This window comes from Pseudarthrobacter sp. NPDC092439, from assembly GCF_044754945.1.
GTDB lineage: Bacteria > Actinomycetota > Actinomycetes > Actinomycetales > Micrococcaceae > Arthrobacter.
The window spans coordinates 67,412-92,284 of sequence record NZ_JBIVQB010000004.1 but is presented as its reverse complement, the minus strand read 5'-3'; the positions used below and the strand labels follow the sequence as shown (position 1 = coordinate 92,284).

Here is a 24,873-nt window from a genome sequence, read left to right as displayed (position 1 = left end):
CTGCGCCTGGCGGAAGCGTACGACGACGGCGCCCGCCCCGGTGCGAACGCGCCGGAAGCATGCGTTAGAGTATTAACGTCCAGAATGGAATGGGCCGGGCGGCAGTGTTTGCCCGGCTGGGGCCTTTAGCTCAGTTGGTAGAGCATCGGACTTTTAATCCGTGGGTCGTGGGTTCGAGCCCCACAGGGCCCACTCTTTCAAAGAGTGGACAGGTCCCCGGTTTCCTGCCGTTGCAGGGAGCCGGGGATTTTGCGTTCCCGGGGCAGTGGCTCAGGCCCGCACAGCCCCGTCGAGGACACCCTCCAGTCCCCGGGCCGCCGGCACGGCGAGGAAGCGGGCGGCGGCGATGACCTCCAGCGCCAGCCCTCGCGGGTTGCGCGAGTTGAAGGTGAGGGCCGCCCGGGTGTCCTGCCACTCCCTGCAGCAGTCCAGCCGAAGCCGGACAGCAAGCGAACTGGCCAGTCCGGCGTCGTACATTTGTACCGCATACTGCGGCCAGCGGAGGTCTCCGTTCCCCTGGAGGGCAGCCACGGGGTGGCCTCCGGAGAGCACCGCACTGGCCGGGCCCTGCTGTGCGGCCAGTTCCCATTCCAGGAGGCGGGCCGCGGCCGCGGAAGTTCCAAGGATTTGCGCGGGGCGGCTGGGCTGCAGGACCACCAGGCCGCACTCCACCGGGACGCGGATGTTCGCCGCCATGACCGCAGCTGCCGCCGCAGCCAACCGGACCAGGGATGCCGCAACGCTTTCGGGGCCGGTGGCAGTATCCAAAAGGAGGGGGCCGGCGACGGCTGGGGGAGAGGCCTCGGTCTCAAAGGCCTCCTCATCGCCGGCCCCGCTTAGTACCCGGGGCTGGTGCCCCGGGAAACCTGCTGCGTGCCGTGTGTGCATCGCCAGCCCCACCCCCCTCATGAGTCAAGTGCTGCGAACCAGACCCCCATGTCTGTGAGGAAAAACTTAGCCCCGGGGAGGGTGGCCGGTAACGCGTACGCAGTACTCGTTTTTTGGCGGGGGCAGTACTTGGTTTCACTCCTCCCCAACGGGTTCTTCTCCATTCAGAGGCGTCAAACCGCCCGGAAAGGCCCTCGATCCGGACAAAAAACTCCGAGTGAGGGCGGGGGAGTGGCAGGATGGGCGCATGGAACTGCACATCACAGGCGACCCCGCCGCGGACAAGCTGCTCAGCGAAGACGACTTCGCTCTGTTGACCGGAATGCTGTTGGACCAGCAGGTGACCATGGAATCCGCGTTTGCCGGGCCGGAAAAGATCAGGGCACGGCTCGGTTCCATGGATCCGGAGACCATCGCGGCGCACGATCCGGAGGCTTTCGTTGAGCTCTTCAAGGAACGCCCCGCCGTCCACCGCTTCCCCGGATCCATGGCCGCACGGGTCCAAGCGCTCGCGGACACCGTGCACACCGAGTGGGGTGGAGACACCAAGGCGATATGGACCGAGGGCAACCCGGACGGGCAGGAGGTGCTGCGCCGGCTGAAGGCACTCCCCGGTTTCGGCGAGCAGAAAGCGAAAATCTTCCTGGCGCTCCTGGGCAAGCAGCGCGGGCTGCGGGCCGCGGGCTGGCGTGAGGCGGCCGGCCACTACGGCGAGGAAGGAGCGTACCTGTCAGTGGCGGACATCGTGGACCCCGAATCCCTGGCCAAGGTGCGCGCGTCCAAACAGGCAGCCAAGGCGGCCGCCAAGGCAGCGAAGTAGGTTTCCATGATTGCACTGCTGGTGATCGACATGCAGAACGCGTACTTTGAGGCGCCCGAACTGGCCGCGCAGCAGGAACGGCTCGTGGCCTCCTGCAATGCCCTCCTGGAGGGCTTCACGGCGAGCGGCCACAGGGCGCTGCTCGTGGGGACGGAGCATGAGCGGGACAAGTCCACCTGGACGCTGAACATGCTCGACGACGACCAGGGCTTCATTTTCCGCGGCACCAGGCAGGCGGAAGCGGTGCCGGGCCTCGCCAAGGACGGGCTGCCGCAGCTTACTAAGACCCGGGACAGCGCCTTCGTGGGCACCGACCTCCTGGCCAGGCTGCGGAACTGGGGTGCCGAGGAAGTGGTGCTCGCCGGCATCTCAACGCATAACTGCATCGCGCAAACAGGCGCCGACGCCTTCGCGCATAACATCCGCGTCACCTACGCCAGGGACGCGATGGCCTCAGAGGACAACCAGGACGCCGCGGACATGCTCCGCATCCTGTCCACCACCTACCGCCAGCCGGTGCAGTCCAACGACGAAATCCTGGCGAGGCTTCGGGACGCCTAGGAGAACGCGCGACGGCGGCACTTGCGTAAGCGCCGCCGTCGCGGTTCCGACGTGGCGCGCTATCGCGTCAGGCGACCAGGTTGGCGGCAGCGGTGTCCATGTGTTCCAGGATGGTCTTCCGGGCCAGGTGCGCGTCACCGGTGTCGATGGCTGCGACGATGTCCTTGTGCCGGTCCACGCTCATGTTGCTGACACCCTTTTCGAGCCCTGCGAACATGATCGACATCCGGATGGAGCCTTCCAGGGACTCCCAGGAGTGCAGCAGCGTCTCGTTTCCGGTGAGCCGGCACAGGGTGCGGTGGAACTCAAGATCCGACTCGATCCGTTCCTCCAGGGTTCCGCTGGCGGCCGCGCTCATTGCATCTATGGCGTTGTGCAGCGAGGTAGTGACCTGCTGCCGGTCCGGCAGTTCACAAAGCGTCCGGGCAGCAAGGGATTCGAGTGCCGCGCGCACGGCGTAGATGTCCCGGATTTCCTTTTCGTCCAGGTGCCGGACGGAGAGCCGTCCGCGGGGCCCGGCGGAAAGCAGGCCCTCCTGCTCGAGCTGGCGCAGTGCCTCACGCAGGGTACCGCGGCTGATCTGAAGCATTTCGGACAGCTCGGTTTCCACCAGGTGCCGCCCCGGCTCCAGTTCACCACTGGTGATGGCGGTCCTCAGCGCCGAGAGCGCCTGCTCGCGCAGGCTTTTCTTTTCCAGTCCCAGCAGCGGGGCGGTCAGTCCGGCCATGGCTTGTCCCTCAATGTTGTAAGTCGACTGTTTACAGTCGGTAACTCGATAGTACGGCAGAAAGCACGGCCCCGGCCGGGGCCGTGCTTTCTGCCGGGTCACAAGGTCCTAGCTGAGTTCGGCCAGGACCTTTGCCACGATGCGGTCCACGGCCAGGCCGTAGCGGTCGTGCAGGGTGGGCAGAGCCCCGGCGTCGAGGAACTGGTCCGGCAGCGCCACCGGCACCACGCGCTTGCCGAGCCCTGCTGTGACCACGGCGGAGGCGACGGTTTCGAACAGTCCGCCCACCACGGAGTGGTTTTCCAGGGTGACGGCGAGCCGGTCCGTGTTGATCTCCTTGAGGACGGTTTCGGCGTCGAACGGCTTGATGGTGGGGGTGTGCACGACGGCGACATCCACCTTGTGTGCCGCCAGCGCCTTGGCTGCCTGGAGGGCACGCATGGTCATCAGCCCGGAGGAGATGAACACGACGTCGTTGCCGCCGCGCAGCACCTTGGCCTTGCCGAGCTCGAACGTGTAGCCGTATTCATCCAGGACGGTGGGAACGTTGCCGCGCAGCAGCCGCAGGTAGGTGGGCCCCTCCGAGGCGGCGAGCTGCGGCACGGCCTGCTCGATGTCCACCGAGTCGCAGGGGTCCACGATGGTCAGGTTGGGCATGCCGCGGAAGATCGCCATGTCCTCGGTGGCCTGGTGGCTGGGGCCGTACCCCGTGGTCAGGCCGGGCAGGCCGCCCACGATGTTGACGTTCAGGTTCGGCTCCGCCGCGTCCAGGCACAGGAAGTCATAGGCCCTGCGGGCGGCGAATACGGAGTAGGTGGACGCGAACGGCACCAGCCCGGTTTCGGCCAGGCCGGCGGCTGCGCCGAAGAGCAGCTGCTCGGCCATGCCCATCTGGAAGAACCGCTCCGGGAAGGCCTTGGCGAAGATGTGCATGTCCGTGTACTTGCCCAGGTCAGCCGTCAGGCCCACTATCCTGTCGTTCTCCTGCGCAGCCTTAACCAGTGCGTGCCCGAACGGCGCAGGCGCGGTCTTCTGGCCGGGGTCGGCGAAGGAGGCGATCATCGCCGAGGTCTTGAGCTTCGGCCTGGCGGCTGCTGCTGCGGTGTCGGGAGCCTCAGTGGTGGTGCTCATCGGGCGCCCTTTCCTTCGTATCCGGCGGTGAGCTGCTCACGGCAGGTCTGCCATTCGTGTTCTTCGATGCGCATGAAATGCGCCTTCTCGCGGTTCTCCAGCAGCGGCACCCCGCGGCCCACCTTCGTGTCGCACAGGATCACGGAAGGGCGTCCGACGGCGGCGGCCTGGCGGGCTGCGTTGTCGAACGCTGCCAGCAGCGCGCCGACGTCGTTTCCGTCCACCCGCTGGGTGTACCAGCCGAAGGATTCCCATTTCTCGGTGACCGGTTCGGTGCGGAGCACCGTGTCCGTTTTTCCGTCTGCCTGCAGGGCGTTGATGTCCACCATGGCAGTGAGGTTGCCCAGCTGGTGGTGGTGCGCGCCCATGGCGGCTTCCCAGGTGGAGCCTTCGTCCAGCTCACCATCGGAGAGGAAGTTGAACACCCGGGCGCTGGAACCCTGGTAGCGCAGGCCGAGGGCCATGCCGACGGCGATGGTCAGCCCGTGGCCCAGGGATCCGCCGGAGATTTCCATGCCCGGGGTGTACGTGGACATCCCGGACATCGGCAGGCGGGAATCGTCAGAGCCATAGGTCTCGAGTTCTCCGACCGGGACGATCCCGGCCTCGGCGAGGGCGGCGTAGTGGCCGATGGCGTAGTGCCCGGTGGAGAGCAGGAACCGGTCCCGGGCCTCCCAGTGCGGGTCTTCTGCCCGGAAGCGGAGCTGATCGCCATAGATGGCGGCGAGCATGTCCGCAGCGCCCAGGGCCTGGCCCACGTAGCCCTGGCCCTGCACCTCGCCCATGTTCAGGGCGTGGTGCCGGATCCGGTATGCGGCTGCGCTGACTGTCTCCACGCGGTCCTGCGCCACGGCTGCTCCGCTCACGGCAACGCGTCCCTGGAGTGTCTCTGGAGGCATTGCCTGCTCCCTCTTCGTTTCGTGCGCGACCGTCATTAGACGCTTACCGTGTTGGGCGTGCTTTTGGTGGCCTCATCGGCCAGTTCGCGTTCGCGCTTGCCCCAGGTTTCGCGGGTGGCAACGGCGGCCCACAGCCCCACTGCGGCATAGAGGCCGAACAGCATGGCCGGGCCCATCCAGCCGAAGCTCACGAACAGCAGGGTGGTCACGAACGGGGTGAAACCGGAGACCATTGCCGAGATCTGGTAGGCCAGGCTGGCGCCGGAAGCGCGTGTCTTGGCCTGGAAGAGCTCCGGGAACCACGCGCCCTGGGCTCCGGCGAGAGAGTTCTGGCAGACGGCGTAGGAGATGGCAATCGTGGCGATGATGGCGATGAACAGGCCGGTGTTGACCATCACGAACATCGGCACTGCAAAGAGTACCGCGAAGGTGCAGGACCAGATGTAAAGGGGGCGGCGGCCGACCTTGTCGGTCAGGCGGGCCCAGGCGGCGGTGGCAAAGATGCCGATGAAGGACGCGATGCAGAGGGCGATGAGCGTCTCGGTCTTGTCCGCCAGCTTCTCGGTGTGCAGGTAGGAAATCATGTAGGTGATGGACACGGCGTAGCCGGCAGTCTCTGCCACGCGCAGGCCGATACCGCGGACAATGTTGCGCCAATCGGTCTTGATGACCTCGACGATGGGCGACTTAACGATGTCGCCGCTGTCCTTGACCTCGTCAAAGACGGGGGATTCGGGCACCTTGGAGCGGATGATCAGGCCGACCACCACCAGCACGATGCTCGCCAGGAAGGGAACGCGCCAAGCGAGCTCGCCGCCCAGGTTCACGCTGACCAGGAACACCAGGTTGGCCAGCAGCAGGCCCACCGGGAAGCCGGCCTGGACGATGCCGGTGTACTTTCCCTTGGCTTTCCACGGTGCGTGTTCGTAGCTCATCAGGATGGCGCCGCCCCACTCGGCGCCGAAAGCCAGGCCCTGGACAATGCGGACGAAGACCAGCAGCGCCGGAGCCAGCAGCCCCACCTGCTCGTAGGTGGGCAGCAGGCCAATCAGGAAAGTCGCTACGCCCATCAGGATCAGCGAGGCCACCAGGACGGGTTTGCGGCCCACTTTGTCTCCCAGGTGTCCGCCGATGATGCCGCCCAGCGGACGGGCGGCGAAGCCGACACCCAGCGTCGCGAAGGCGGCCAGCGTACCCGTAACGGGGTCGCCGGTGGGGAAGAAGGCCGTTCCGAAGTACAGCGCAGCAGCGGTGCCGAAACCGATGAAGTCGTACGTCTCGATCACGGCACCCACGCCGGACCCGACGGCGACGCGCTTGGCGTCCTTGGTGCCGTGGACCGGACCGCGCATGTTCAGAGCATCTTTGCTCATGGTGGTTTCCCTTTCGAAAAGCGGCCGGGGGAAGTCCGCCGCTGTCGACTGTTAACAAATGATAGCTCCAAGTGTGAGCCACCTCATGCTGACTGTCAACAGTTAATGTTTGGAGTTGACTGTTGACAGTTAACGAACCTACTGTGGTTTCCATCACTACCGCCAGTGCCGACCAGAGGATCAACGATGTTCCATTCCCGACTCGGGTGCTCTTCCATCAGCTTCCGCCACCAGGAACTGGGCTTCGCCCTGGGCACCATGAGGGACTTGGGCTTCGAGGAGATCGATCTCGGCGCCCTGCCCGGCGTGTGCAACCACGTCCCCTACAACCTGGACGCGGCGGCGGTTACCGCTGTCTCTGCCGAAGTGGCGGCCTCCGGCCTCCGGGTTCGATCCGTGAACGGCGACGTCGGGGACCTCAACGCAGTGCTCGACGCCGAAGCCCAGGCGGCGCGGTCAAGGCACCTTGACGCCCTCCTCACCCTCACCGCGAATACCGGGGCCACGGCCCTGGTCCTGCCGTGCGGCGCTCTCGACCACGTACCGGTCCGCAGCGAAGACGAGGATCTGGACCTGATTGCTGCCCAGCTCACGGCCGCCGGCAAGCGCGCGGCGGAGTTCGGCGTCGAACTTTGGACCGAGTCGCTGCACTTCCTGCGGTTCTGCTGGAACCTGGAACGCGCCGGACGGCTGGCTGACCGGCTGGCGGGATCCGGGGTCGGGATCGTCATGGACTTCAGCCACATCACGGCCGCAGGCGAGGACGTGCACGATTACGTTGACCGGCACCGCGGCCGCATCAGCCACGTCCACCTGCGCGACGCCGTGCCGGGGAACATCAACCTCAGCATCGGCAACGGCGCAGCCGATTTCGCCGGGGGCCTCAAGCGGCTCGCCGCGGACGGGTACACCGGCCACTACTCCCTCGAACTCGAGACGCGGGACGTCACCGATGACGAACGCCCGGCGGCTGCCGCAAAGGCCGCCAGCTTCATCACCGACCTCCTCTAAGACAAAACCCTTCCCACCACCAGCCACAAGGAGTACCACCATGAGCACCATCCAGCGCACCGCCGTCCTCACCGGCGCAACCTCGGACCGGGGCATCGGCCTCACCACCGCCCGCCGCTACGCCCGTGACGGTTGGGGCATCGTAATCCTGGACCTCGACGGCGAGAAGTCGGCCAAGGTGGCCGCCGAGATCGGCAACGAATTCAACGTCCCCGCCTTCGGCCACGAGATCGACGTCGCCAACGAAGCCTCCGTCACCGCGGCCCAGGCCGCCGTCGCCGCCGAAGTCGCCGCAGGCAACCTGCCGCCCGTCGGGGCACTGGCGAACATCGCCGGCATCACCTCGCCCGTGCCGTTCCTGGAGACCACCCTCGAACTGTGGCACAAGGTCATGGACGTCAACGCCACCGGCACCTACCTGGTCACCAAGGCCTTCCTGCCGGGCATGATCGACAACGGCTGGGGCCGCATCGTCAATATGTCCTCCGTCTCCGCCCAGCGCGGCGGCGGTGTCTTCGGCAAGGTTCCCTATTCCGCCGCGAAGGCTGCCATCCTCGGCTTCACCAAGGCCCTGGCCCGCGAACTGGGCACCACCGGCGTCACCGTCAACGCCATCACCCCGGGCGCGGTGGACACCAACATCCGCGTGGGCAGCACCGAGGAACAGGAAGCCGCCATCAACGCCGGCATCCCGCTGGGCCGCAACGCCACCACCGAAGAGGTTGCAGCCGTCATCACCTTCCTCTCCTCCGAGGACTCCGCCTACCTCACCGGCACCACCATCGACATCAACGGCGGAAGCCACCTCCACTAAGGCCCTAAGCGCCACCGGCCCACCTCCACTCCGAAGACTGAGAGCACGGCAGAGACCCCACCATGACGAAAATTTTCAATGACCCCTCGGAATTCGCCGAGGAAGCCCTGGCGGGCTTTTGCGACCTGCACTCTGATCTGGTGCGCCAGGTCCCCGGCGGCGCCGTCCGCCGGCACCGGCCCGCCCAGCCCAAGGTTGTGGTCCTCGCCGGCGGCGGCTCCGGGCACTACCCGGCCTTCGCCGGAATGATCGGGCCCGGCTTCGCTGACGGCGCCGTGGTGGGCAACATCTTCACATCCCCCTCCGCCCAGCAGGCCTACTCGGTGGCCAAGGCAGCGGAGTCCGGCGCCGGCGTCGTCTTCACCTACGGCAACTACGCCGGTGACGTCATGAACTTCGGCATGGCCAGCGACAGGCTGGCCGCGGAAGGCATTGCCGTGGAGAACGTGCTGGTCACCGACGATATAGCCAGCGCACCGCCGTCGGACATTGCCAAACGCCGCGGCATAGCCGGTGACTTCACGGTCTTCAAGGTAATGGGCGCGGCTGCCGAGGCCGGTGCGGAACTGTCCGAGGTTGTCCGCCTGGGCCGCAAGGCCAATGACCGGACGCGGACCATCGGCAGCGCCTTCGCCGGCTGCACCTTCCCGGGCGCCCAGGCGCCCCTGTTCACCCTCCCCGAGGGGCAAATGGGGCTGGGCCTGGGCATCCACGGCGAGCCCGGCCTCCACGACGCCGGCCTGCCCTCCGCCAGGGAACTGGGCCAGGAACTGGTGTCACGGGTTCTCGCCGAAACCCCGCCCGGCGCCGGGCAGCGGATCGCGGTCATCCTCAACGGGCTCGGCTCCACCAAGCATGAGGAACTGTTTGTCCTTTGGGGCACCGTGGCTCCGCTGCTGCGCGCCGCAGGCTACACGCTGGTGATGCCCGAGGCAGGCGAGCTGGTCACGAGCCTGGACATGGCGGGCGTCTCGCTGACCGTCACCTGGCTGGACGATGAACTGGAGCCATTATGGATTGCTCCGGCGGAGACACCGGCCTACCGCCGCGGGACCGCCACTGAGCCGGACGGGGCAATCACACGTGAGGAAACGTCCGACGGCGGAACCTCCGCTGCTGAGTTTGCCGCCACGGATGCCTCCCGGGACTACGCGGCTGCGTGCGTTGCGGCGATCCGGGCGGCCCGCACCCTCCTCCATGGCGCGGAGGAACGGCTGGGCCGGATGGACGCAATCGCCGGCGACGGGGACCACGGGCGCGGCATGGTCCGGGGCGTGGACGCGGCCGCCGACGCCGCAGCGGCCGCGCTTGAGGCGGGTGCCGGTGCCGGGGACGTGCTCTCGACCGCAGGGGACGCCTGGGCGGACAAGGCCGGCGGCACCTCGGGGGTCCTGTGGGGCGCCGGGCTGCGGGCGTTCGGCGAGTGCGTTGGAAACACGGCCGCGCCGGACGGGTCCGGCCTGGCGGGCGCCGTGACCGCTTTTGCGCACCGCATTGTCCAACTGGGCAAGGCCGACATTGGGGACAAGACCATGGTTGACGCGCTGTTGCCGTTCGCGGACAACTTCGCGCGCCTCATTGCGGACGGGCAGGAGCCGGGCGAGGCCTGGACAGGTGCCGCAAGCGCCGCCACAGCCGCTGCGGAGGCCACCGCCGGGCTCCTTCCACTGAAGGGACGTGCCAGGCCGCTGGCCGGGAAGAGCCTGGGCACCCCTGACCCCGGCGCAACCTCCCTGGCGATGATCTTCACCGTCATGGGACCCCATTTCACAGCCGCCGCCACGGCGGCAGACCCGGTGGGGGCAAAGTAATGGCTACGGAAGGAAAAGCGATGGGACTGCGGCTGATTGTGGGCTCGGACGAGGCGGGCGTGGATTACAAGGACCGGGTGCTCGAAGACCTCCGGCAGGACCCCCGGGTGGTTGAGGTCATCGACATCGGCGTCAACCGCTCCGACGCGCCGGACGACTTTACCCGGCCCTATCCCTACGTGGGGATTGCCGCCGGAGAGATGATCCGTGACGGACGCGCCGACCGTGCAATCCTCTTCTGCGGCACAGGGATTGGCGTGGCGATCGCTGCGAACAAGGTGGAAGGCATCCGGGCCACGGCCGCCCATGACTCGTTCTCAGTGGAGCGGTCGGTCCTCTCCAACGACTGCCAGGTCCTGACCATGGGCCAGCGGGTGGTGGGCATTGAACTGGCCCGCCGCCTGGCCAGGGAATGGATCGGCTACACCTTTGACCCGGGCTCCGCTTCTGCCGGCAAGGTAAAGGTCCTCACGGATTTCGAGGTCTGCCAGCCTACTGTCGGGGCGCCGGCCGGAGCCTAGACTGCCGCGCATCAGCGCCGCGAGCCCACGCGTCAGCCGGTCAGGACCACCCGGCCGCCTTCCACGTAACTTCCGCCAGGGCTGCCTGGCCCCGGAGGCTGGGGTGGAAATAGTCCAGGACGCTGACGTCGCCTGCCGCGAACGGGTAGTTGTACACCGCGCCGCCGTCGTGGCGGCACATGTGCCGGTATTCCTGGCAAACCCGGGCAAGGGAAGCGTTGAATGCCAGTTCACGGTCCACCACCAGCTGCCGGTCGGCGTCGGTATTGGCGGTGGACAGCATGGACTGGCAGACCTTGGCCGTGGACCAGACCCATTGCGCCACCGAACTGTCCTTCAGGACCGACCACAGGTGGTGGATATTCGGGATGCTGCTGACGAACACCTGGGGCCTGGGCCGTATCTGGTCCAGCGTTGCCAGGGAGGTCCGGATGGATTCTTCGAAGCTGCCCGGGTCAGTCATTCCTCCCGCAGTGGACGTGCAGAGGTCGTTGGCACCGATCAGGATGGTGACGTACTCCGCCTTTTGCGCTGCGGCTGCCTTGGCCTGGCCCGGCAGGTCCGAGGCCTTGGCGCCGCTGCGGGAGTTGTTGTAGTTCTTGCCGGCGATGGCCGGACGCAGGGGCAGCAGCCGCTCATAGTGGCTGCGGATGCCGTCGTACTGGTTGTTGCCCGTGGACCATGACTGCGCGGGGTGGTCCCCGTACCAGCAGCAAACGTCCGCGGCCTGCGAAATGGAATCACCCAGAGCCGCCATGCTCTTGGGATAGGTCAGCGCTGACGCGGGCTGCGCGCCGGCGACCATAAAGAAAAACATCACTGGAACGAGCAGGAATTTGGCGATCTTGCGCATGGCTACCTCCCGGTACGGCCGGCACTGCGGCGGGCCGGCTTCCACAAAAAGACCCTGGAGGCAAAAAGCTACACCCGGTGCCGCGGCTGTGTCGACGGCGGTTCTTCCGGCGCGACGGGGACGTGGTCATTGCTTCGCATCCGGAACGCCACCAGGACTCCGGAGGCGGCAGTAAGGACGGCGACGGCGATAATTGCCGCAGGGATGCCGTACGCATCCGCGAGCAGGCCGGAAAGAAGCGCCCCCACGGCGAATCCGCCGTCGCGCCATAGCCGGTAGATGCCCACGGAACGGGCGCGCCAGTGGGGATGGGCGACGTCGCCGATCGCTGCCAGGAGGGTGGGGTAGACCATGGCCGTCCCCGCGCCCAGGAGGATGGCTGCGGCCAGCCACGTGCCAAAGTCACCCCCCAGCCCTGTCAGGGCAAGCGCGACGGCCTGGAGAAGCATGCCGCCAACGATCAGGGGCTTGCGGCCAACCTTGTCGGAGAGCGCACCCGTGAGCAGCTGTCCGGCACCCCATACCGCGGGGTAGGCCGCGGCCAGGATGCCGATCCGGTCCACTCCCAGCCCGGCTCCCGCGAACAGGACGGGAAAGAGTCCCCAGGCCAGGCCGTCGTTGAGGTTGTTGACCAGCCCGGCCTGGCTCACCGAGGACAGCGAACGGTCATGGAAACTCGTCAGGGAGAAGATCTCCCGGTTGCTGAGGTGTGCGTGGGCCCCGGCATGGCTGTCCACGTGTCCGGCGGCCTCGGCCATGGCATGCCCGCGGGTCTCCCGGACGGTGAAGACGGACAGTCCCAGGCCCACGGCGATGAACGCTGCGCCCAGCAGGAAGGGCGCAGGCCTCAGCCCGTACTGCGCAGCCACGTACCCGGTCCCCAGGGCAGCACCGGCAACGCCCAGGTACCCGGCGGCCTCGTTCAGGCCCATGGCCAGCCCGCGCCTGGCCGGCCCCACCAAATCCATTTTCATCACGATGGTGGTGGACCAGGTCAGGCCCTGGCTGATGCCCAGCACCACGTTCGCGGCGACGATCCAAGCCCAGGTGGGGGCTGCGATCAGCATCAGCGGGACCGGCAGCGCGATGAGCCAGCCGGCAATGAGGACGGGTTTGCGTCCGTACTTGTCGGAGAGGGTGCCGGCGAAGTAGTTCGTGGCTGCCTTCGCCAGGCCGAAGGCAAGGATGTAGGTCAGTGCGCCGGTGTAGAGGTCCAGGCCGAAGACCTGCCCTGCCAGCAGCGGCAGCACCGTCCGCTCCTGGCCGAGCGTTCCCCCCACCATGGCGTTGACTGCCACCAGCAGCATGAATTGGGCAAGGTTTTGCCGCAGCCCCAGCGCTGCCGCCGGGCTACCCTTCGACATCGCCGGACGCTCCCCGGTCAACGGGCAGGCGGGCTGCCGCCCACTCGGGGTACCCGGCCTCCAAACGCGCGGCAGGGATGTCCCGGGCGCGCAGCAGCCGTACTGCGTCATCGGCGAAGACGCAGTACGGACCGCGGCAGTACGCCACCACCGTCTGCCCCGCGGGAAGGTCCTGAAGGCGCGATTCCAGTTCCTTGAGCGGGATGGAGACGGCACCGCTGATGTGCCCGGCACGGAATTCGGGTTCCGGCCGGACATCGACGACGACGACGTCCCCCGCCTCCATGCGTTCATTCAGTTCCAGCTGTGTCAGGGTGTCGAGCGCGGCGCGGTCGCCCAGATAGGAATCGGCCAGGCGGGCCAGTTCCGCGACATGCTCTTCCGCCACCCGCCGGACTGAGCTCCAGAGTTCCGCCACCGCGGGGCTGCTCAGCCGGTAGAAAATCCTGGTGCCTTCACGCCGGGTCAGAACCAGTCCGGAGCGCAGGAGCTGCTGGAGGTGCTGGGACGTGTTTGCCACGCTCTGGCCGATCTCCGCAGCGAGTTCGTCCACGGCACGTTCGCCCTGGGCCAGTACGTCCACGATCTCCGCCCGGCGGCCGCTGCCCAGCACCTTGGCCACTGAAGCGAACGCGTCAAACAGTGCGTCCTTTGCTTCCCTGTTTCCCACGGGCACCTCTTCCAGTCTTATTCAAGTAGATGCTTGACAAGATACCGCGTCCGGGTGTCGAATTCAAATATTCAAGCTATCGCTTGAATATTAAGGTCCGACCGTGCCGGCCGGTCCAGAAGGAGGGAAAAGGCCATGACTAATGCAACGACCGCCCGCAATGGCATCGACGTCGACGGGCTGATGGCAACCATCGACGCCATTAAATCGGAACCGGGGCTGGGGAGCTTCACCTTCAAAGCCGCCACTACCTGGCGCGGCGGCACCTACAATACGGGGCACATCCAGGGCTTTACGCAAGCGGGACAGCCCGACACGGGCCGCGCCGAGGCCTTTGAGCTTGCGGGGGACGAGCCTCCGGTGCTCCTGGGCAACAACCGTGGTCCCAATGCAGTAGAACTCCTGCTCCAGGCTTTGGGCTTCTGCTACGCGGTGGGCTACGCGGCCAATGCCGCGGCCCAGGGGATCGAGCTGACCGACCTGGCCTTTGAGATGGAGGGCGACCTCGATGTGGGGCCGTTCCTCGGATTGGAAGGGCCCCGGCCTGGCTTCACTGCGATCCGGGCGAAGGCCCGGGTGGCAAGCCCGAACGCCACGGCCGAGCAGCTTCAGGCGTTGTGCCGTTACGTGCAGGAAACGTCCCCTGTGCGCGACTGCCTGGCGAATCCGGTACCCGTGGAAACCACGCTGGAAATCCATTAGGGAGTGCTCCCCTGCCCATCGCGGGACGGAAGCGGCAACAGGCCCGGTTCCGTCCCGGAGCAGGCGCCGACCATATTTACAAGGTCAGTGCAGCCCAGCACAATGTAAGTAATAGGTCTCCCGCGGCTGCGATACGTTTGTGACCACTTGTCATGGCCGCCAACGTGAAGGGTTCCGCTTATGCCCCAGCCCGTCCGCCGCACCGTATACGCCGCCCTGATGCTGCCGGCTTTGCTTGTCGTGTCCACGCTGGCCGGCGTTCCCGCCCGGGCGCAGGACCGCCCGGCGCCGATAGCAGACGACCCCACCGTCCACACCGGCCAGGGATCTGCCGCGGACAGCCCGGAAACCCGGTTCGTGGTCAAGTTCAAGGACTCTGCAGCGCCTTCGCCGAAAGGGCAGTTGCTTCGGACCCAGGCCTACGACGCCGTGGGCCGCCGGCTCGGGGTCCCGCTACAGGAGGTGCGCGGGGACAGCCGCAGCCTTGCGGTGGCCACGGCGGGCAAGCGGCTCACGGCCCAGGATGCCCGGCGGGTGGCGGAAAGCCTGGGAGCTTCCCCCGGCGTCGAATACGCGGAAGTCGATACCTTCCTGCGGCCCGCCGCGGCAGCGCCCAACGACTCCTACTATGAACTCCAGTGGAACCTCTTCGAAGAGCCTGGCGGAATCCGGGTTCCCGGGGCGTGGGAGCGCTCCACCGGGGCGGGGCAGATTGTGGCCGTGGTGGACAGCGGCATGACGCCCCATTCGGATCTTCAGGCGAATGTCGTTCCCGGCTACGACTTCATCACGGATGACTCAATGTCCCGCGATGGCGGTGGCCGGGACTCCAACCCCCAGGACGAGGGTGACTGGTGCGGCTCGGAGAAGTCGTCATGGCATGGGACGCACGTGGCGGGCATCATCGGTGCGGCCACGAACAACAGCAAAGGCGTGGCCGGCATTGCCCATGGTGCCAAGATCCAGCCGCTGCGGGCCATGGGGGCCTGCGGCGGGTACATGAGCGATATCTCCGACGCCGTCATCTGGGCTGTGGGAGGTGCGGTGCCCGGCATTCCACCGAACGCGACGCCGGCTCGGGTGGTCAACCTCAGCGTGGGCGCGATCGCCGAATGCAGCGCTACATTCCAGAACAGCCTGAACTTCGCGGCGGCCAAAGGGGCTGTGGTGGTAGTGGCTGCCGGCAACGACGGGAGGCCCGCAGCAGACTCCACGCCGGCAAACTGCGACCGCGTTATCACCGTCGGTTCCACCGGGCGGGACGGCGCCCGGGCTCCCTACTCCAACTACGGCCCGGCCGTGGATATCAGCGCACCGGGAGGCTATATGGCCACCGGTGTTAAGAACGGCATCGCGTCCACCTTGAATACCGGAACCACCACCCCGGCGCAGGAGACCTATGTGTACATGCAGGGAACCTCGATGGCGGCCCCGCACGTGGCCGGCGTGGCTGCGCTCCTGCTGGCAGCCGACGGCACCCTGGCGCCTGAACAGGTGGAGAAAACACTCATGGGCAGCGCGCGTGCGTTGCCCCAAAAATGCGACGTGAACGGCTGCGGCGCCGGCCTGCTGGACGCCACCGCCGCCCTGGCCGCCCTGCCCGGGCCGCCGGCGGCACCCCCGGCTCCGGAGTTGGCTCCGGGATCGGCCGTGGTGCAGGGCGACGCCGCCGTGGGCCTGACCCTGACGGCGAGTGAGGGCACCTGGGTTCCGGCGCCGGACGCGTTCGCGTACCAGTGGACGCGTGGCGGAAACCCCATTCCGATGGCAACCGGACGTACCTACAAGACCAGCCGCCTGGACACCCTGCAGGACCTGCGGGTGGTGGTGACGGGCTCCAAGCCGGGATATGCCGCGGCGTCCAGCACTTCCCCGGCGGTCCGCGTCCGCCCGTTCATTGACATCGGGTTCACCAGGGTTTTTGCCTCTGAGATCCACTGGATGTCCGCCAGGGGTATCAGCAACGGCTGGGCCGGTGCCGGTGGAACCCGGACCTACCGTCCCGCACTGGCGGTATCGCGGGACGTTATGGCTGCGTTCATGTACCGGCTGGCAGGAAGCCCCGCTTTCACCCCGCCCAGGGTTTCCCCTTTCACGGACGTTTCGGTGGGGCACGACTTCTATAAGGAGATTTCCTGGCTGGCCAGCACGGGAGTCAGCAGGGGCTGGGCCGGGCCAAACGGAACCCGGACCTACCGCCCCACGCTGGCGGTGTCCCGGGATGTGATGGCTGCGTTCATGTACCGGCTTGCGGGGAGCCCAGCTTTCACCCCGCCCGCGGTTTCGCCGTTCTCCGATGTCTCCGTGAAGCGGGTCTTCTATAAGGAGATTTCCTGGCTGGCGGCGGCACGGATCAGCGGTGGGTGGTCGGAACCTGACGGAACGAAGTCCTACCGGCCCACCTCGGCCGTATCGCGGGACGTTATGGCAGCGTTCATGTACCGGTTCGCAGCGTACACATCCCGCTAGGCCACCCGTCTTCCGAGCAGGAACCGCTCAGCGGGCGGCAGCCCGAACCGTCAGGACTCGCATTCCTTGCAGTACTTTTTCCCGTCCTTCTCCCGCGCCAGCTGGCTGCGGTGGTGGACCAGGAAGCAGGACATGCAGGTGAATTCATCGGACTGGACCGGAACCACCTGGATCTGGAGTTCCTCCTGGGAGAGGTCCGCGCCGGGCAGTTCGAAGCTGTCCGCGAGGTCCGTTTCGTCAACGTCCGGAACGGCCTCGCGGCGCCCCGCCTTGTCGGTCTTCAGCCCCTCGAGGTCGTTGGCCGGCTCTTCCCCGGGCGTGGCCCGCGGAGCGTCGTAGTCAACTGACATGGCTGCTTCTCCTGTTCGGCTGGTGGTGAGCAGATTACCTGAACAGATCGAAAACCCGAGCGGTGCCTGAAATATTCCCGGCATGTGGCGGCCGGGGCATCGGGTAGGTAGACTGGTCTACCTACCCGATTTCCAAGGAGTTGCCGCACCGTGCCGGACACCCATGCGCCGTCCCGCAGGCCCGCCCGCGAGCTGCTGCTCGACGCGGCAGCACAGCTGTTCTATGCGCACGGGGTGGCGGGCACCGGCATCGACACCATCACCGCCCGGGCCGGTGTGGCCAAGAAGAGTTTGTACAACAACTTTGCGTCCAAAGCCGAGCTGGTGGCGGCCTACCTCGAGGCCCGGCACGCGGAATGGCTGGACCTGTACAACGCACGCGCCTCTGCCGCCGCCAACCCGCGGGAGCGGGTCCTCGCCGTTTTCGATGCCTATGCCGACCACGCCCATGGCGCCTACGCGCACGGCTTCCGTGGCTGCGGGCTGCTCAACGCGGCTGCCGAACTCCCGGCGGGGGATGCAGGCCGGGCCGCCGTCCGGCGGCACAAGGAGGAAGTGGAGGAACTGCTGGCCACGCATGTGCGTGAGCTGCTGCCCGGAGCGGAGGAGCGTGCCCCCGGGGTTGCCCGGCACCTGTCGTTCCTTCTCGAGGGGTCGGTGTCGCGTGCCGGCCTCGAAGGGGACGACGCCCGGCTGCGGGACGCGCGGGGCATCGCCGTCGAGATCCTGGCCGCCCTGTGACGGGCCGCGACGCGGCAGCCCGGGCGGGCCGGAGCCAGCACGCCAGGGCCGCACTCTGGGGTGCCCTGTTCGTCGTGGGGGCTTCGATCCTTTGGGGCACCACGGGTACCGTGGCTAGCTTCGCGCCGGCGGTAAGCCCGCTGGCCATCGGCGCTGCGGCCATGGGAGTGGGAGGACTGCTGCAGGCCCTGTACGCGGCCAGCGCCCTTGCGGCACACCGGCTCCGACTCCGCAGCCAGTGGCGGCTCGTAGGCCTGGGCGCCGCGGCCGTCGCCGTCTACCCGCTGGCTTTCTACAGCTCGATGCGCCTGTCCGGCGTGGCCGTGGGAACTGTGGTGTCCATCGGTTCGGCCCCTGTTGCGGCGGCCCTGATCGAACGGTTCGCCGACCGGAGACCCCTCACCAGGCGCTGGACCGCCGGCGCGGCCCTGGGTATCTGCGGCGCCGCACTGCTGTCCTTCGCCGGACACGCCCCGGCCACAGCCGGGGATCCCCCCAGCCAGTGGGGCACGACGGCGGGAATCGCCCTGGGCCTGCTGGCCGGCGCCACCTACGCGGTTTACTCATGGGCGGCGCACCGCCTGATCGGTCGGGGCATCTCCTCGAGGGCCGCCATGGGGTCGGTCTTTGGTTTGGGAGGCATCCTGCTGATGCCGGTGCTGGTCCTGACCGGTGCACCGCTCCTGGCGTCCTGGACAAACTTCTCGGTGGGCGCCTACATGGCCGTGGTGCCAATGTTTGCCGGCTACGTCCTCTTCGGCTGGGGACTGGCGCGGACCGGGGCCAGTACCGCCACCAGCATCTCCCTCCTCGAGACGGTGGTGGCCGCTGTCCTGGCGGTGCTGGTGGTGGGGGAGCGGCTTCCGGCACCCGCGTGGCTTGGCGCCGCCGTCGTGCTTGGCAGCCTGTTCATCCTCACCCCGGCGAGGGAACGCACTGCCGTGCTGCCGGCCACCCGTGACGGGCAGCCGCGTTCCTCCCCTGGGCAGGTGGAAGCGGTTCAGCCCAGCTCGTCGTAGCGCAGCCCCCTAAGGCGGATGGGCTTATATTGAGGGATGGACACCTCCGGAACACACGACCAGTTCCTCCAGCTGCATGACCTCATCATCGGCAGCAGCAACGTGAACGATTTCCTGGGGGAACTGTCGATTGTCGCCGCCGGCACGTTGACCCAGACGGCGGGCAATGCCATCGAATGCGGCGTGACCCTCCGGCGGCGCAAGCGCAGCGCCACCGTGGCCGGCAGCAGCGACCGCGCCAGGGAACTGGACCGGCTGGAGCAGGTGCTCGGGCAAGGTCCCTGCCTCACCGCCATGGAGGCCATGAAACCGGTGCTGCTGGCGGACGTCGCCACGGACAACCGGTGGCCTGAGTACCAAAGGGTGCTGGCCGAGCACGGCTGCCAGGCCGTGCTGGGTGTGCCCCTGCCCCTGGACGAGAACCACGCCGCGGCGCTGAACTTTTTCGCCGCCGAGCCCGGAACCTTCTCCGAAGACATCATTAAACGCGCCGAGAGTTTTGCCGGCCTGGCCGGGAGGGCACTTCGGCTGGCCCTGAAAATTTCTGACGCCCAGAACCTCGCCGACGACCTCACCGCTGCCCTGCAGAACCGCACCACGATCGACCTGGCCTGCGGCATCATCATGGCCCAGAACCGCTGTTCGCAGGAGGAAGCGATGGCGCTGCTGACCAAGGCCTCCTCCCACCGCAACCAGAAACTGCGGGTACTGGCCGCCGAGATCCTGGGCAGGGTCAGCGCCGGGACGGTCAACACGCACTTCGACCCCTAAGGGGGCGCGGCTTTCGTCCGGACGCCGCCCTGCAATAATCTGAACCAACGGTTGTGCACGGGGTGCAAGCGCCCGGTGCAACAGGCAGCACTGTAAGTTCGGGCCCACCACACCACGCGAGGCGGACACGCATGACGGCTTCAGACCAGCAGCTCAAACAACAGCCTGACCCCCACCTGCTCCAGCAGCTGGCGGATGCCCACGGCGTGGAAACCTCGTTCCAGGGCTGGGACGGCCTGCCGCACTCCGTGGCCGAAGGCACCCTCATCAAGGTGCTCGCTGCACTCGGTGTCGAAGCCGGAACGGATGAACAGATCCGCGCGGCGCTCACGGAAGCGGAACTGGCGCCGTGGCGTCGGATGCTGCCTCCCGCCGTCGTCATCCAGGAAGGCGAGCCGGCGCTGGTGCCGGTCCACGCCCCCGACGGCGCACCGGTGAGCCTGACCGTAATGCTTGAGGACGGCTCCGGCAGCCGCGAGGCCGTCCGACAGAAGGCGCGCCTGGCGCCGGTGCACGTTGACGGGGTGCCTACCGGGCGGGCCAACTTCGCACTGCCGCAGGACCTTCCGCTGGGATGGCATGCGCTGTGCGCTGAAGCCGGCGGCGCAACAGCCACAGCCACCCTGGTGGTTACGCCCGCGCGGCTGGGCACGGCACGGCAGCTGGAGGAACGCCGGGGTTGGGGACTGGCAACCCAGCTGTACTCGGTCCGGTCCCGGCGCTCTTGGGGCATCGGCGACTTTTCAGACCTGGCGGACCTGGCCGCGATCAGCGGCACCCGCGGCGCCGACTACGTTCTGGTCAACCCGCTGCACGCCGCCGAGCCCGTTCCGCCGGTCCAGCCCTCGCCCTACTCGCCGTCGACGCGCAGGTTCTTCAACCCGCTCTACATCCGCATCGAAGACATCCCGGAGCTCGCCTACCTGAAGCCGCGCCGCCGGGCTGCGGTGGAGAAGCTCCGCGAAGAGGTGGCGGCACTGAACCGGGAGGGCGGACGGCTGGAACGGGACGCCGTGTATGCCGCCAAGCTCCAGGCCCTGGAGATGCTCTACCACGCCCGGCGGCCCCCGGCACGGCAGGCCGCCTTTGACGCGTTCTGCCGCGTGTCCGGGCAGGGGCTGGAGGACTTTGCCCTCTGGTCCGCCATCCGTGAGGATATTCCGGCCGATGATCCGCGGTGGACAGATCCCGGTTTTGCCTTGGGCAGCAGGGAAGCCGAAACGCTCCGGGAAAAGCTGGCCGACCGCATCGGGTTCCACCGCTGGCTGCAGTGGATCTGCGATGAGCAGCTGGAGGATGCGCAGCGGGCTGCCCTCCGGGCAGGAATGCGGCTGGGCGTGGTGCACGACCTCGCCGTGGGGGTGGACCACAGCAGCGCCGACGCCTGGACGCTCCGCAATGTGCTGGCGCCGGGGACCAGCGTCGGCGCCCCGCCGGACATGTACAACCAGCAGGGACAGGACTGGGGCCAGCCGCCGTGGCACCCGGCGCGCCTTGCCGAAGCGGGCTACCTGCCGTTCCGCAACATGCTTGCCACGGTGCTGCGGCACGCCGGCGGCATCCGGGTGGACCACATCCTGGGCCTGTTCCGGCTCTGGTGGATCCCCTCGGGCAACGCGCCCGGCGACGGCGCCTACGTCCGCTACGACCATGAGGCGCTGATCGGCATCCTCGCCCTTGAGGCGCACCGTGCCGGTGCCGTGGTGATCGGCGAGGACCTGGGCACCTTCGAACCGTGGGTGCGGGATTACCTCGCTGCGCGCGGCATCCTGGGCACGTCCATCCTCTGGTTCGAGTACGACGGCGACGCTCCCCTTGCGCCTGAAAAGTACCGGACGCAGGCGCTCGCGAGCGTCAACACCCACGACCTCCCGCCCACCGCGGGTTACCTCGCCGGGGACCACGTTGGCCTGCGCAGCCGGCTGGGCCTTCTGGAACGGTCCGAGGAGGAAGAACGCGCCGAACACGAGGCGTCGCTGGAGAAGATGTTCGCCCTGCTCCGGGAGCGCGGCTACCTGGCGGGAGAAGCTTCGGAGGAACGCACCATCGAGGCGCTCCACCTCCTGCTGAGCCAGACGCCGTCGGCCCTTCTGGGCGTGGCGCTGGTGGACGCCGTGGGGGAGCGGCGGGTGCAGAACCAGCCCGGCACCACCGGGGAGGTTTACCCGAACTGGCAGGTGCCGCTGGGCGGGCCGGACGGGCAACCGGTCCTGCTGGACGACCTCCCGGCCAATCCCCGGTTCAACGCGCTGCTGGCTGCAGTGGACCGCTCCCTCCACGCTTAAAGCAACGCGGGGTCAGATGTGGCCCAATGCAGGGCCGTTGTTGGGCCGGATCCGACGCACCGCGTTGCCTGGATCACCTTTACCTTGTATTTTTAGGTTTCACAGCGGTCTTTCGGGCGGCACACAGGCTCAGGCCCGCCTCTCCAATCCGGACGATCAGCAGCAGGGACCTCCCCAATGCTTCTCCGGCGAACCTCCTTGGTACAGAGCGCATCCGGGATGCCCTGCGGCGCGCTGAAACCGCCGGGGCTGGCCCGGCGGTCGCTTCGTGTCCTAGGGGGACTTTCACGTTATGACTGCTGTATCCAAATGGGTCGCTGCCGGTTCTTCGGCAGCTCTTCTGGCCGGCGGGCTCTTCCTCGGAGCCCCGGCCGCAAGCGCGGCACCGGGCGACGCAGCCTGCCTGCAGGCTTCCACCCAGTTCGAGGCTGCCCTGGCAGCGGCCGGCATCACCGAGGAAAGTGTTGCCCAGCTTGAGGCTGCCGCCGAGGCCGCTGCCGCTGCAGAGGCCAAGTATTTTGACCTGCTGGATGCCGCCGAAGCCGGTCCCCTGGCTGAGCTCGAGGCCGCGGAAGCAGACCTTGAGGCGGCTTCGGCCGCCACCGTGGAAGCCGAAGCGGCATTGGCTGCGGCGCAGGGTTCCGGCGACGCCGACGCCATCGCTGAAGCCGAAACGGCCCGGGACGAAGCTGTTGCTGCCGAGACTGCGGCCGCGCAACTGGTGGACGACCTGACCGCTGCTTACGAGGCAGCGGTCAGCACCCCGGAGATCCTCGCCGCCGAGGAAGCCTACGACGCTGCGGTCGCTGAATTTGAGGCAGCCCTGGGCATGCTCTCGCTGGACGAAGAGTCCGCGGCCAACCTGATGGCGCTGTTTGACGCCTTCCTGGCAGCCTGCAACCCGGAAGCCATTGGTTCGGACACCCCGGCTGTCGTTCCGGCCGCCACGCCGGTGGTCAACAAGGGCCTCAACGTCCAGACCGCGGTTGAAGCGGAACCGGCAACGCACCCCGGCCTGGCGCTCCTGGCAGGTCTTCTCGCCGCCGGCATTGCCGTGCCCTCGGGTGTCGCCCTCCGGATGCGCCGCCTGGAATCGGCCCGCAAGTAACAGCCCGCAGTGCAATCACGGACCACGGACAACCGGCGCCGGCCCATCCGCCGGCGCTGGTTTGCCGTGTCCGGACTGGGCGTGGCAGCCCTTGCCGCAGCCCTCTTCCTGGCGCCCGCGGACGGACTCTTCGGGAACCCCGCCGCAGGTTCCGCGCGCGACGGCGGCAGCACCGGCGTCGGACATTCTTCTGCGCCGTCCGCGGCGACTCCGTCGGCGGGACTTCCGTCGCCGGCAACGGTGCGAAAGGCCGCCGGCCCGACGGCCGCCGCGCCTACCCGCGTGTCCATCAAGGCCGCCGACTTCGACGTCAGGGTCCTGCCGCTGACCGTCAGCGAGGACCAGTTCGCGTCCGGATTGCTGGTCCCGCCGCTCACGCTGGAGGCCTACTGGCTGACCAACTACGGCGTGCCCGGCCGCGGTTCAGTGAACACGACGTACATCGCGGGGCACAGCCTGGACGGCGGCGACGCCCCGTTCAACCGCCTCAGTGACACCGGGCTGGTGGGCAAGCCGGTTACCGTGACAACGGCGAAGGGCGTGCTGGGCTACGTGGTGGATTCGGTCACCACCTACGACAAGAACACCCTCAAGGACAGCGACATTTGGAGCGTGGCGCCCAACCGGGTGGTCCTGATCAGTTGTTACACCCAGGACCCGTGGGGCAAGAACGTGGTGCTCACCGCCTCGCCGCGGCGCTGACGGTTCTTGCGGAATGCTCCGCACACGTCGCTGGCCGCCGCGTCCCCCAAGGATCGCGACGGCCAGCAAGGCAGTTCAGTTGTAGCACAAGGCGCGCGCATCCCCGTTGTCACACCGGGGCCCTGCGCAATGGGTGCTGGTTCCGCTACGGCTTGGCGCCGTCCTCAGCGGAGGTTCCCAGGTTGGTGGTTTCGGGGTGCGTGCTGTGGGCGGGGATATGGTCCCCATCCGTGCCGGTGCCCGATTTTACCGAGGAGTCATCGCGGTGCATCGCGGATCCCAGGACCGTTCCGGCGCGCCGGGCAGCCTCGGTCAGCTGGTCCGCCATGACGGGTGCCTTTTCCTTGATTGCGTCGGTGGCCGAGGTGACCTTCTCCTGCACCGGCGGGCTGTCCCAGATGCCGGCCGCACGGGCCTTGAGCTTGTCATATGCGGCGCGTCCCGAGCGGGATCCCAAGACGTAGCCGGTGGCGATTCCCACGCCCAAAAGAAGCTTGTTTTTCACGTTGAACTCCTGTTCCGTGAGAGGTTTTGCGGTCCGGGCCGGTATGGCCGGGGTAAAGAAAACCGGCCCGGGGATTGTGTCCCCCAGGCCGGTTTCCTGGCGTGCGCGTCAGTTATCCGCGCGCGCTGCGCTTGGTGATCATGCCGTACACCAACAGCACGATAAGTGCGCCGCCGATGGCCAGCAGCCACGTCTGCAGGGAGAAGAACTCCTGCAGTCCGCTGCCGAAGATCATGCCGCCGATCCAGCCGCCGAGGAGTGCTCCCACGACGCCCAGGACGAGCGTGATCAGCCAGCCGCCACCCTGCCTACCCGGCAGGATCGCCTTGGCGATGGCACCAGCAATAAGTCCGAGAATCAGAAATGCAATAAATCCCATTTTTCGTTCCTCTTCCTAGTAAAGGAGGCCCCCGGATTCCGGAAGCACTTCATCCTTCTGGCTCAATAGTAATCATGCTTACTATCGATTTGCCAACCCGGCGCGCGGAAAAGTCCATGTCAGGGGCGTGGCGGGAGGGCGTCCCGCCCCGGATTGCTGCGGCGGGGATCAGCCTTCGTCGAGGCGGAATCCGATCTTGATGGTCACCTGCCAGTCGGCAATTTTGCCGTCTTCGAGGTGCCCGCGGATCTCCTTGACCTCGAACCAGTCAAGGTTCCGGACCGTCTTGGCTGCCTGGGCGATGCCGTTGCGGACGGCGTCATCCACGCCCTGGTCCGACGTGCCGACAATTTCAGAAATGCTGTACGTGCGGTTGGACAACTTTCGCTCCTCGTGATT

General features: G+C 67.4%; 26 protein-coding genes and 1 tRNA gene. 15 read left to right on the top strand and 12 right to left on the bottom strand.

Annotation, left to right across the window (positions count from 1 at the left end):
- Positions 1 to 119: 119 nt before the first annotated feature.
- Positions 120 to 192 (top strand) — tRNA-Lys (locus ACIQCM_RS10905).
- 78 nt (positions 193 to 270) lie between these two features.
- On the opposite strand, the gene ACIQCM_RS10900 is transcribed toward ACIQCM_RS10905, so the two are convergent.
- Positions 271 to 888 (bottom strand): hypothetical protein, encoded by a 618-nt coding sequence (locus ACIQCM_RS10900; RefSeq protein ID WP_400607599.1) that lies wholly within the window; start codon positions 886 to 888, stop codon positions 271 to 273.
- Between the two features lie 247 nt (positions 889 to 1,135).
- On the opposite strand from ACIQCM_RS10900, the gene ACIQCM_RS10895 reads away from it, so the two are divergent.
- Both ACIQCM_RS10895 and ACIQCM_RS10890 read left to right on the top strand, forming a co-directional pair.
- The gene (locus tag ACIQCM_RS10895; protein WP_400607597.1) at positions 1,136 to 1,708 is read left to right on the top strand and encodes an HhH-GPD-type base excision DNA repair protein; all 573 of its coding nucleotides are present in this window, start codon (positions 1,136 to 1,138) and stop codon (positions 1,706 to 1,708) included.
- Between the two features lie 6 nt (positions 1,709 to 1,714).
- On the top strand, positions 1,715 to 2,269 hold the full coding sequence (locus ACIQCM_RS10890) for a cysteine hydrolase family protein (RefSeq protein WP_400607594.1): 555 nt from the start codon (positions 1,715 to 1,717) through the stop codon (positions 2,267 to 2,269).
- Positions 2,270 to 2,336: 67 nt separating this feature from the next.
- Here ACIQCM_RS10890 and ACIQCM_RS10885 read toward each other — a convergent pair whose 3' ends face one another.
- The 4 genes from ACIQCM_RS10885 to ACIQCM_RS10870 form a co-directional block, all read right to left on the bottom strand.
- Complete coding sequence (locus tag ACIQCM_RS10885) at positions 2,337 to 2,996, bottom strand: GntR family transcriptional regulator (protein WP_400607592.1); 660 nt, start codon at positions 2,994 to 2,996, stop codon at positions 2,337 to 2,339.
- Between the two features lie 108 nt (positions 2,997 to 3,104).
- Positions 3,105 to 4,127, bottom strand: coding sequence for a transketolase family protein (locus ACIQCM_RS10880; protein ID WP_400607589.1), 1,023 nt, complete (start codon positions 4,125 to 4,127; stop codon positions 3,105 to 3,107).
- Positions 4,124 to 5,026: a transketolase gene (locus ACIQCM_RS10875; RefSeq protein ID WP_400607587.1), complete on the bottom strand. Its 903-nt coding sequence runs from the start codon at positions 5,024 to 5,026 to the stop codon at positions 4,124 to 4,126. Before ACIQCM_RS10875 ends, ACIQCM_RS10880 begins: the two co-directional genes overlap by 4 nt.
- A gap of 35 nt (positions 5,027 to 5,061) precedes the next feature.
- Positions 5,062 to 6,399, bottom strand: a complete 1,338-nt coding sequence (locus ACIQCM_RS10870) for an MFS transporter (protein WP_400607585.1) — start codon at positions 6,397 to 6,399, stop codon at positions 5,062 to 5,064.
- 186 nt (positions 6,400 to 6,585) lie between these two features.
- Here ACIQCM_RS10870 and ACIQCM_RS10865 point away from each other — a divergent pair, with 186 nt between their 5' ends.
- The 4 genes from ACIQCM_RS10865 (at position 6,586) to ACIQCM_RS10850 (ending at position 10,556) form a co-directional block, all read left to right on the top strand.
- Positions 6,586 to 7,410 (top strand): sugar phosphate isomerase/epimerase family protein, encoded by an 825-nt coding sequence (locus tag ACIQCM_RS10865; protein WP_400607583.1) that lies wholly within the window; start codon positions 6,586 to 6,588, stop codon positions 7,408 to 7,410.
- Positions 7,411 to 7,450: 40 nt separating this feature from the next.
- On the top strand, positions 7,451 to 8,224 hold the full coding sequence (locus tag ACIQCM_RS10860) for an SDR family NAD(P)-dependent oxidoreductase (RefSeq protein ID WP_400607581.1): 774 nt from the start codon (positions 7,451 to 7,453) through the stop codon (positions 8,222 to 8,224).
- A 62-nt stretch (positions 8,225 to 8,286) separates the two neighbouring features.
- Positions 8,287 to 10,035 (top strand): dihydroxyacetone kinase family protein, encoded by a 1,749-nt coding sequence (locus ACIQCM_RS10855; protein ID WP_400607579.1) that lies wholly within the window; start codon positions 8,287 to 8,289, stop codon positions 10,033 to 10,035.
- Positions 10,035 to 10,556, top strand: a complete 522-nt coding sequence (locus tag ACIQCM_RS10850) for an RpiB/LacA/LacB family sugar-phosphate isomerase (protein ID WP_400607576.1) — start codon at positions 10,035 to 10,037, stop codon at positions 10,554 to 10,556. The genes ACIQCM_RS10855 and ACIQCM_RS10850 overlap by 1 nt, the downstream gene beginning before the upstream one ends.
- A 40-nt stretch (positions 10,557 to 10,596) precedes the next feature.
- On the opposite strand, the gene ACIQCM_RS10845 is transcribed toward ACIQCM_RS10850, so the two are convergent.
- The 3 genes from ACIQCM_RS10845 to ACIQCM_RS10835 form a co-directional block, all read right to left on the bottom strand.
- Complete coding sequence (locus tag ACIQCM_RS10845) at positions 10,597 to 11,409, bottom strand: GDSL-type esterase/lipase family protein (protein ID WP_400607574.1); 813 nt, start codon at positions 11,407 to 11,409, stop codon at positions 10,597 to 10,599.
- 68 nt (positions 11,410 to 11,477) lie between these two features.
- A complete protein-coding gene (locus tag ACIQCM_RS10840) occupies positions 11,478 to 12,773 on the bottom strand; it encodes an MFS transporter (RefSeq protein ID WP_400607571.1) in 1,296 nt (431 codons plus the stop codon).
- Positions 12,760 to 13,449 (bottom strand): ArsR/SmtB family transcription factor, encoded by a 690-nt coding sequence (locus ACIQCM_RS10835; protein WP_400633680.1) that lies wholly within the window; start codon positions 13,447 to 13,449, stop codon positions 12,760 to 12,762. The genes ACIQCM_RS10840 and ACIQCM_RS10835 overlap by 14 nt, the downstream gene beginning before the upstream one ends.
- 129 nt (positions 13,450 to 13,578) lie before the next feature.
- Here ACIQCM_RS10835 and ACIQCM_RS10830 point away from each other — a divergent pair, with 129 nt between their 5' ends.
- Complete coding sequence (locus ACIQCM_RS10830) at positions 13,579 to 14,145, top strand: OsmC family protein (RefSeq protein WP_400607567.1); 567 nt, start codon at positions 13,579 to 13,581, stop codon at positions 14,143 to 14,145.
- A 180-nt stretch (positions 14,146 to 14,325) separates the two neighbouring features.
- Positions 14,326 to 16,614: a S8 family serine peptidase gene (locus ACIQCM_RS10825; RefSeq protein WP_400607564.1), complete on the top strand. Its 2,289-nt coding sequence runs from the start codon at positions 14,326 to 14,328 to the stop codon at positions 16,612 to 16,614.
- A 50-nt stretch (positions 16,615 to 16,664) separates the two neighbouring features.
- On the opposite strand, the gene ACIQCM_RS10820 is transcribed toward ACIQCM_RS10825, so the two are convergent.
- On the bottom strand, positions 16,665 to 16,964 hold the full coding sequence (locus tag ACIQCM_RS10820) for a DUF4193 domain-containing protein (protein WP_377216560.1): 300 nt from the start codon (positions 16,962 to 16,964) through the stop codon (positions 16,665 to 16,667).
- Positions 16,965 to 17,114: 150 nt separating this feature from the next.
- Here ACIQCM_RS10820 and ACIQCM_RS10815 point away from each other — a divergent pair, with 150 nt between their 5' ends.
- From ACIQCM_RS10815 to ACIQCM_RS10790, 6 genes are all read left to right on the top strand, one after another.
- Positions 17,115 to 17,705 (top strand): TetR/AcrR family transcriptional regulator, encoded by a 591-nt coding sequence (locus ACIQCM_RS10815; RefSeq protein ID WP_400607562.1) that lies wholly within the window; start codon positions 17,115 to 17,117, stop codon positions 17,703 to 17,705.
- Positions 17,702 to 18,724: a DMT family transporter gene (locus ACIQCM_RS10810; protein ID WP_400607560.1), complete on the top strand. Its 1,023-nt coding sequence runs from the start codon at positions 17,702 to 17,704 to the stop codon at positions 18,722 to 18,724. The genes ACIQCM_RS10815 and ACIQCM_RS10810 overlap by 4 nt, the downstream gene beginning before the upstream one ends.
- A gap of 36 nt (positions 18,725 to 18,760) precedes the next feature.
- Positions 18,761 to 19,495 (top strand): GAF and ANTAR domain-containing protein, encoded by a 735-nt coding sequence (locus ACIQCM_RS10805; RefSeq protein ID WP_400607557.1) that lies wholly within the window; start codon positions 18,761 to 18,763, stop codon positions 19,493 to 19,495.
- Positions 19,496 to 19,626: 131 nt separating this feature from the next.
- Complete coding sequence (malQ, locus tag ACIQCM_RS10800) at positions 19,627 to 21,780, top strand: 4-alpha-glucanotransferase (RefSeq protein WP_400607554.1); 2,154 nt, start codon at positions 19,627 to 19,629, stop codon at positions 21,778 to 21,780.
- 292 nt (positions 21,781 to 22,072) lie between these two features.
- Complete coding sequence (locus ACIQCM_RS10795) at positions 22,073 to 22,888, top strand: hypothetical protein (protein ID WP_400607552.1); 816 nt, start codon at positions 22,073 to 22,075, stop codon at positions 22,886 to 22,888.
- A 9-nt stretch (positions 22,889 to 22,897) separates the two neighbouring features.
- Positions 22,898 to 23,590 carry a class F sortase gene (locus ACIQCM_RS10790; RefSeq protein WP_400607550.1) on the top strand — a complete coding sequence of 231 codons (693 nt, stop codon included), beginning with the start codon at positions 22,898 to 22,900 and terminating at the stop codon, positions 23,588 to 23,590.
- A 145-nt stretch (positions 23,591 to 23,735) separates the two neighbouring features.
- On the opposite strand, the gene ACIQCM_RS10785 is transcribed toward ACIQCM_RS10790, so the two are convergent.
- The 3 genes from ACIQCM_RS10785 to ACIQCM_RS10775 form a co-directional block, all read right to left on the bottom strand.
- Positions 23,736 to 24,095 (bottom strand): YtxH domain-containing protein, encoded by a 360-nt coding sequence (locus ACIQCM_RS10785; RefSeq protein ID WP_400607548.1) that lies wholly within the window; start codon positions 24,093 to 24,095, stop codon positions 23,736 to 23,738.
- Positions 24,096 to 24,207: 112 nt separating this feature from the next.
- The gene (locus ACIQCM_RS10780; protein WP_377216569.1) at positions 24,208 to 24,474 is read right to left on the bottom strand and encodes a GlsB/YeaQ/YmgE family stress response membrane protein; all 267 of its coding nucleotides are present in this window, start codon (positions 24,472 to 24,474) and stop codon (positions 24,208 to 24,210) included.
- Positions 24,475 to 24,642: 168 nt separating this feature from the next.
- A complete protein-coding gene (locus ACIQCM_RS10775) occupies positions 24,643 to 24,855 on the bottom strand; it encodes a dodecin (protein WP_400607546.1) in 213 nt (70 codons plus the stop codon).
- Positions 24,856 to 24,873: the final 18 nt, after the last annotated feature.

Excerpts from the sequence above, each read along its gene's own strand:
- ACIQCM_RS10820 (WP_377216560.1), bottom strand. The coding sequence starts at position 16,964 with ATGTCAGTTGACTACGACGCTCCGCGGGCCACGCCCGGGGAAGAGCCG.
- ACIQCM_RS10840 (WP_400607571.1), bottom strand. The coding sequence starts at position 12,773 with ATGTCGAAGGGTAGCCCGGCGGCAGCGCTGGGGCTGCGGCAAAACCTT.
- ACIQCM_RS10795 (WP_400607552.1), top strand. The coding sequence starts at position 22,073 with ATGACTGCTGTATCCAAATGGGTCGCTGCCGGTTCTTCGGCAGCTCTT.
- ACIQCM_RS10860 (WP_400607581.1), top strand. The coding sequence starts at position 7,451 with ATGAGCACCATCCAGCGCACCGCCGTCCTCACCGGCGCAACCTCGGAC.
- ACIQCM_RS10850 (WP_400607576.1), top strand. The coding sequence starts at position 10,035 with ATGGCTACGGAAGGAAAAGCGATGGGACTGCGGCTGATTGTGGGCTCG.
- ACIQCM_RS10885 (WP_400607592.1), bottom strand. The coding sequence starts at position 2,996 with ATGGCCGGACTGACCGCCCCGCTGCTGGGACTGGAAAAGAAAAGCCTG.
- ACIQCM_RS10855 (WP_400607579.1), top strand. The coding sequence starts at position 8,287 with ATGACGAAAATTTTCAATGACCCCTCGGAATTCGCCGAGGAAGCCCTG.
- ACIQCM_RS10845 (WP_400607574.1), bottom strand. The coding sequence starts at position 11,409 with ATGCGCAAGATCGCCAAATTCCTGCTCGTTCCAGTGATGTTTTTCTTT.
- ACIQCM_RS10865 (WP_400607583.1), top strand. The coding sequence starts at position 6,586 with ATGTTCCATTCCCGACTCGGGTGCTCTTCCATCAGCTTCCGCCACCAG.
- ACIQCM_RS10825 (WP_400607564.1), top strand. The coding sequence starts at position 14,326 with ATGCCCCAGCCCGTCCGCCGCACCGTATACGCCGCCCTGATGCTGCCG.
- ACIQCM_RS10880 (WP_400607589.1), bottom strand. The coding sequence starts at position 4,127 with ATGAGCACCACCACTGAGGCTCCCGACACCGCAGCAGCAGCCGCCAGG.
- ACIQCM_RS10870 (WP_400607585.1), bottom strand. The coding sequence starts at position 6,399 with ATGAGCAAAGATGCTCTGAACATGCGCGGTCCGGTCCACGGCACCAAG.
- ACIQCM_RS10890 (WP_400607594.1), top strand. The coding sequence starts at position 1,715 with ATGATTGCACTGCTGGTGATCGACATGCAGAACGCGTACTTTGAGGCG.
- ACIQCM_RS10780 (WP_377216569.1), bottom strand. The coding sequence starts at position 24,474 with ATGGGATTTATTGCATTTCTGATTCTCGGACTTATTGCTGGTGCCATC.
- ACIQCM_RS10830 (WP_400607567.1), top strand. The coding sequence starts at position 13,579 with ATGACTAATGCAACGACCGCCCGCAATGGCATCGACGTCGACGGGCTG.
- ACIQCM_RS10875 (WP_400607587.1), bottom strand. The coding sequence starts at position 5,026 with ATGCCTCCAGAGACACTCCAGGGACGCGTTGCCGTGAGCGGAGCAGCC.
- ACIQCM_RS10900 (WP_400607599.1), bottom strand. The coding sequence starts at position 888 with ATGCACACACGGCACGCAGCAGGTTTCCCGGGGCACCAGCCCCGGGTA.
- ACIQCM_RS10805 (WP_400607557.1), top strand. The coding sequence starts at position 18,761 with ATGGACACCTCCGGAACACACGACCAGTTCCTCCAGCTGCATGACCTC.
- ACIQCM_RS10895 (WP_400607597.1), top strand. The coding sequence starts at position 1,136 with ATGGAACTGCACATCACAGGCGACCCCGCCGCGGACAAGCTGCTCAGC.
- malQ (WP_400607554.1), top strand. The coding sequence starts at position 19,627 with ATGACGGCTTCAGACCAGCAGCTCAAACAACAGCCTGACCCCCACCTG.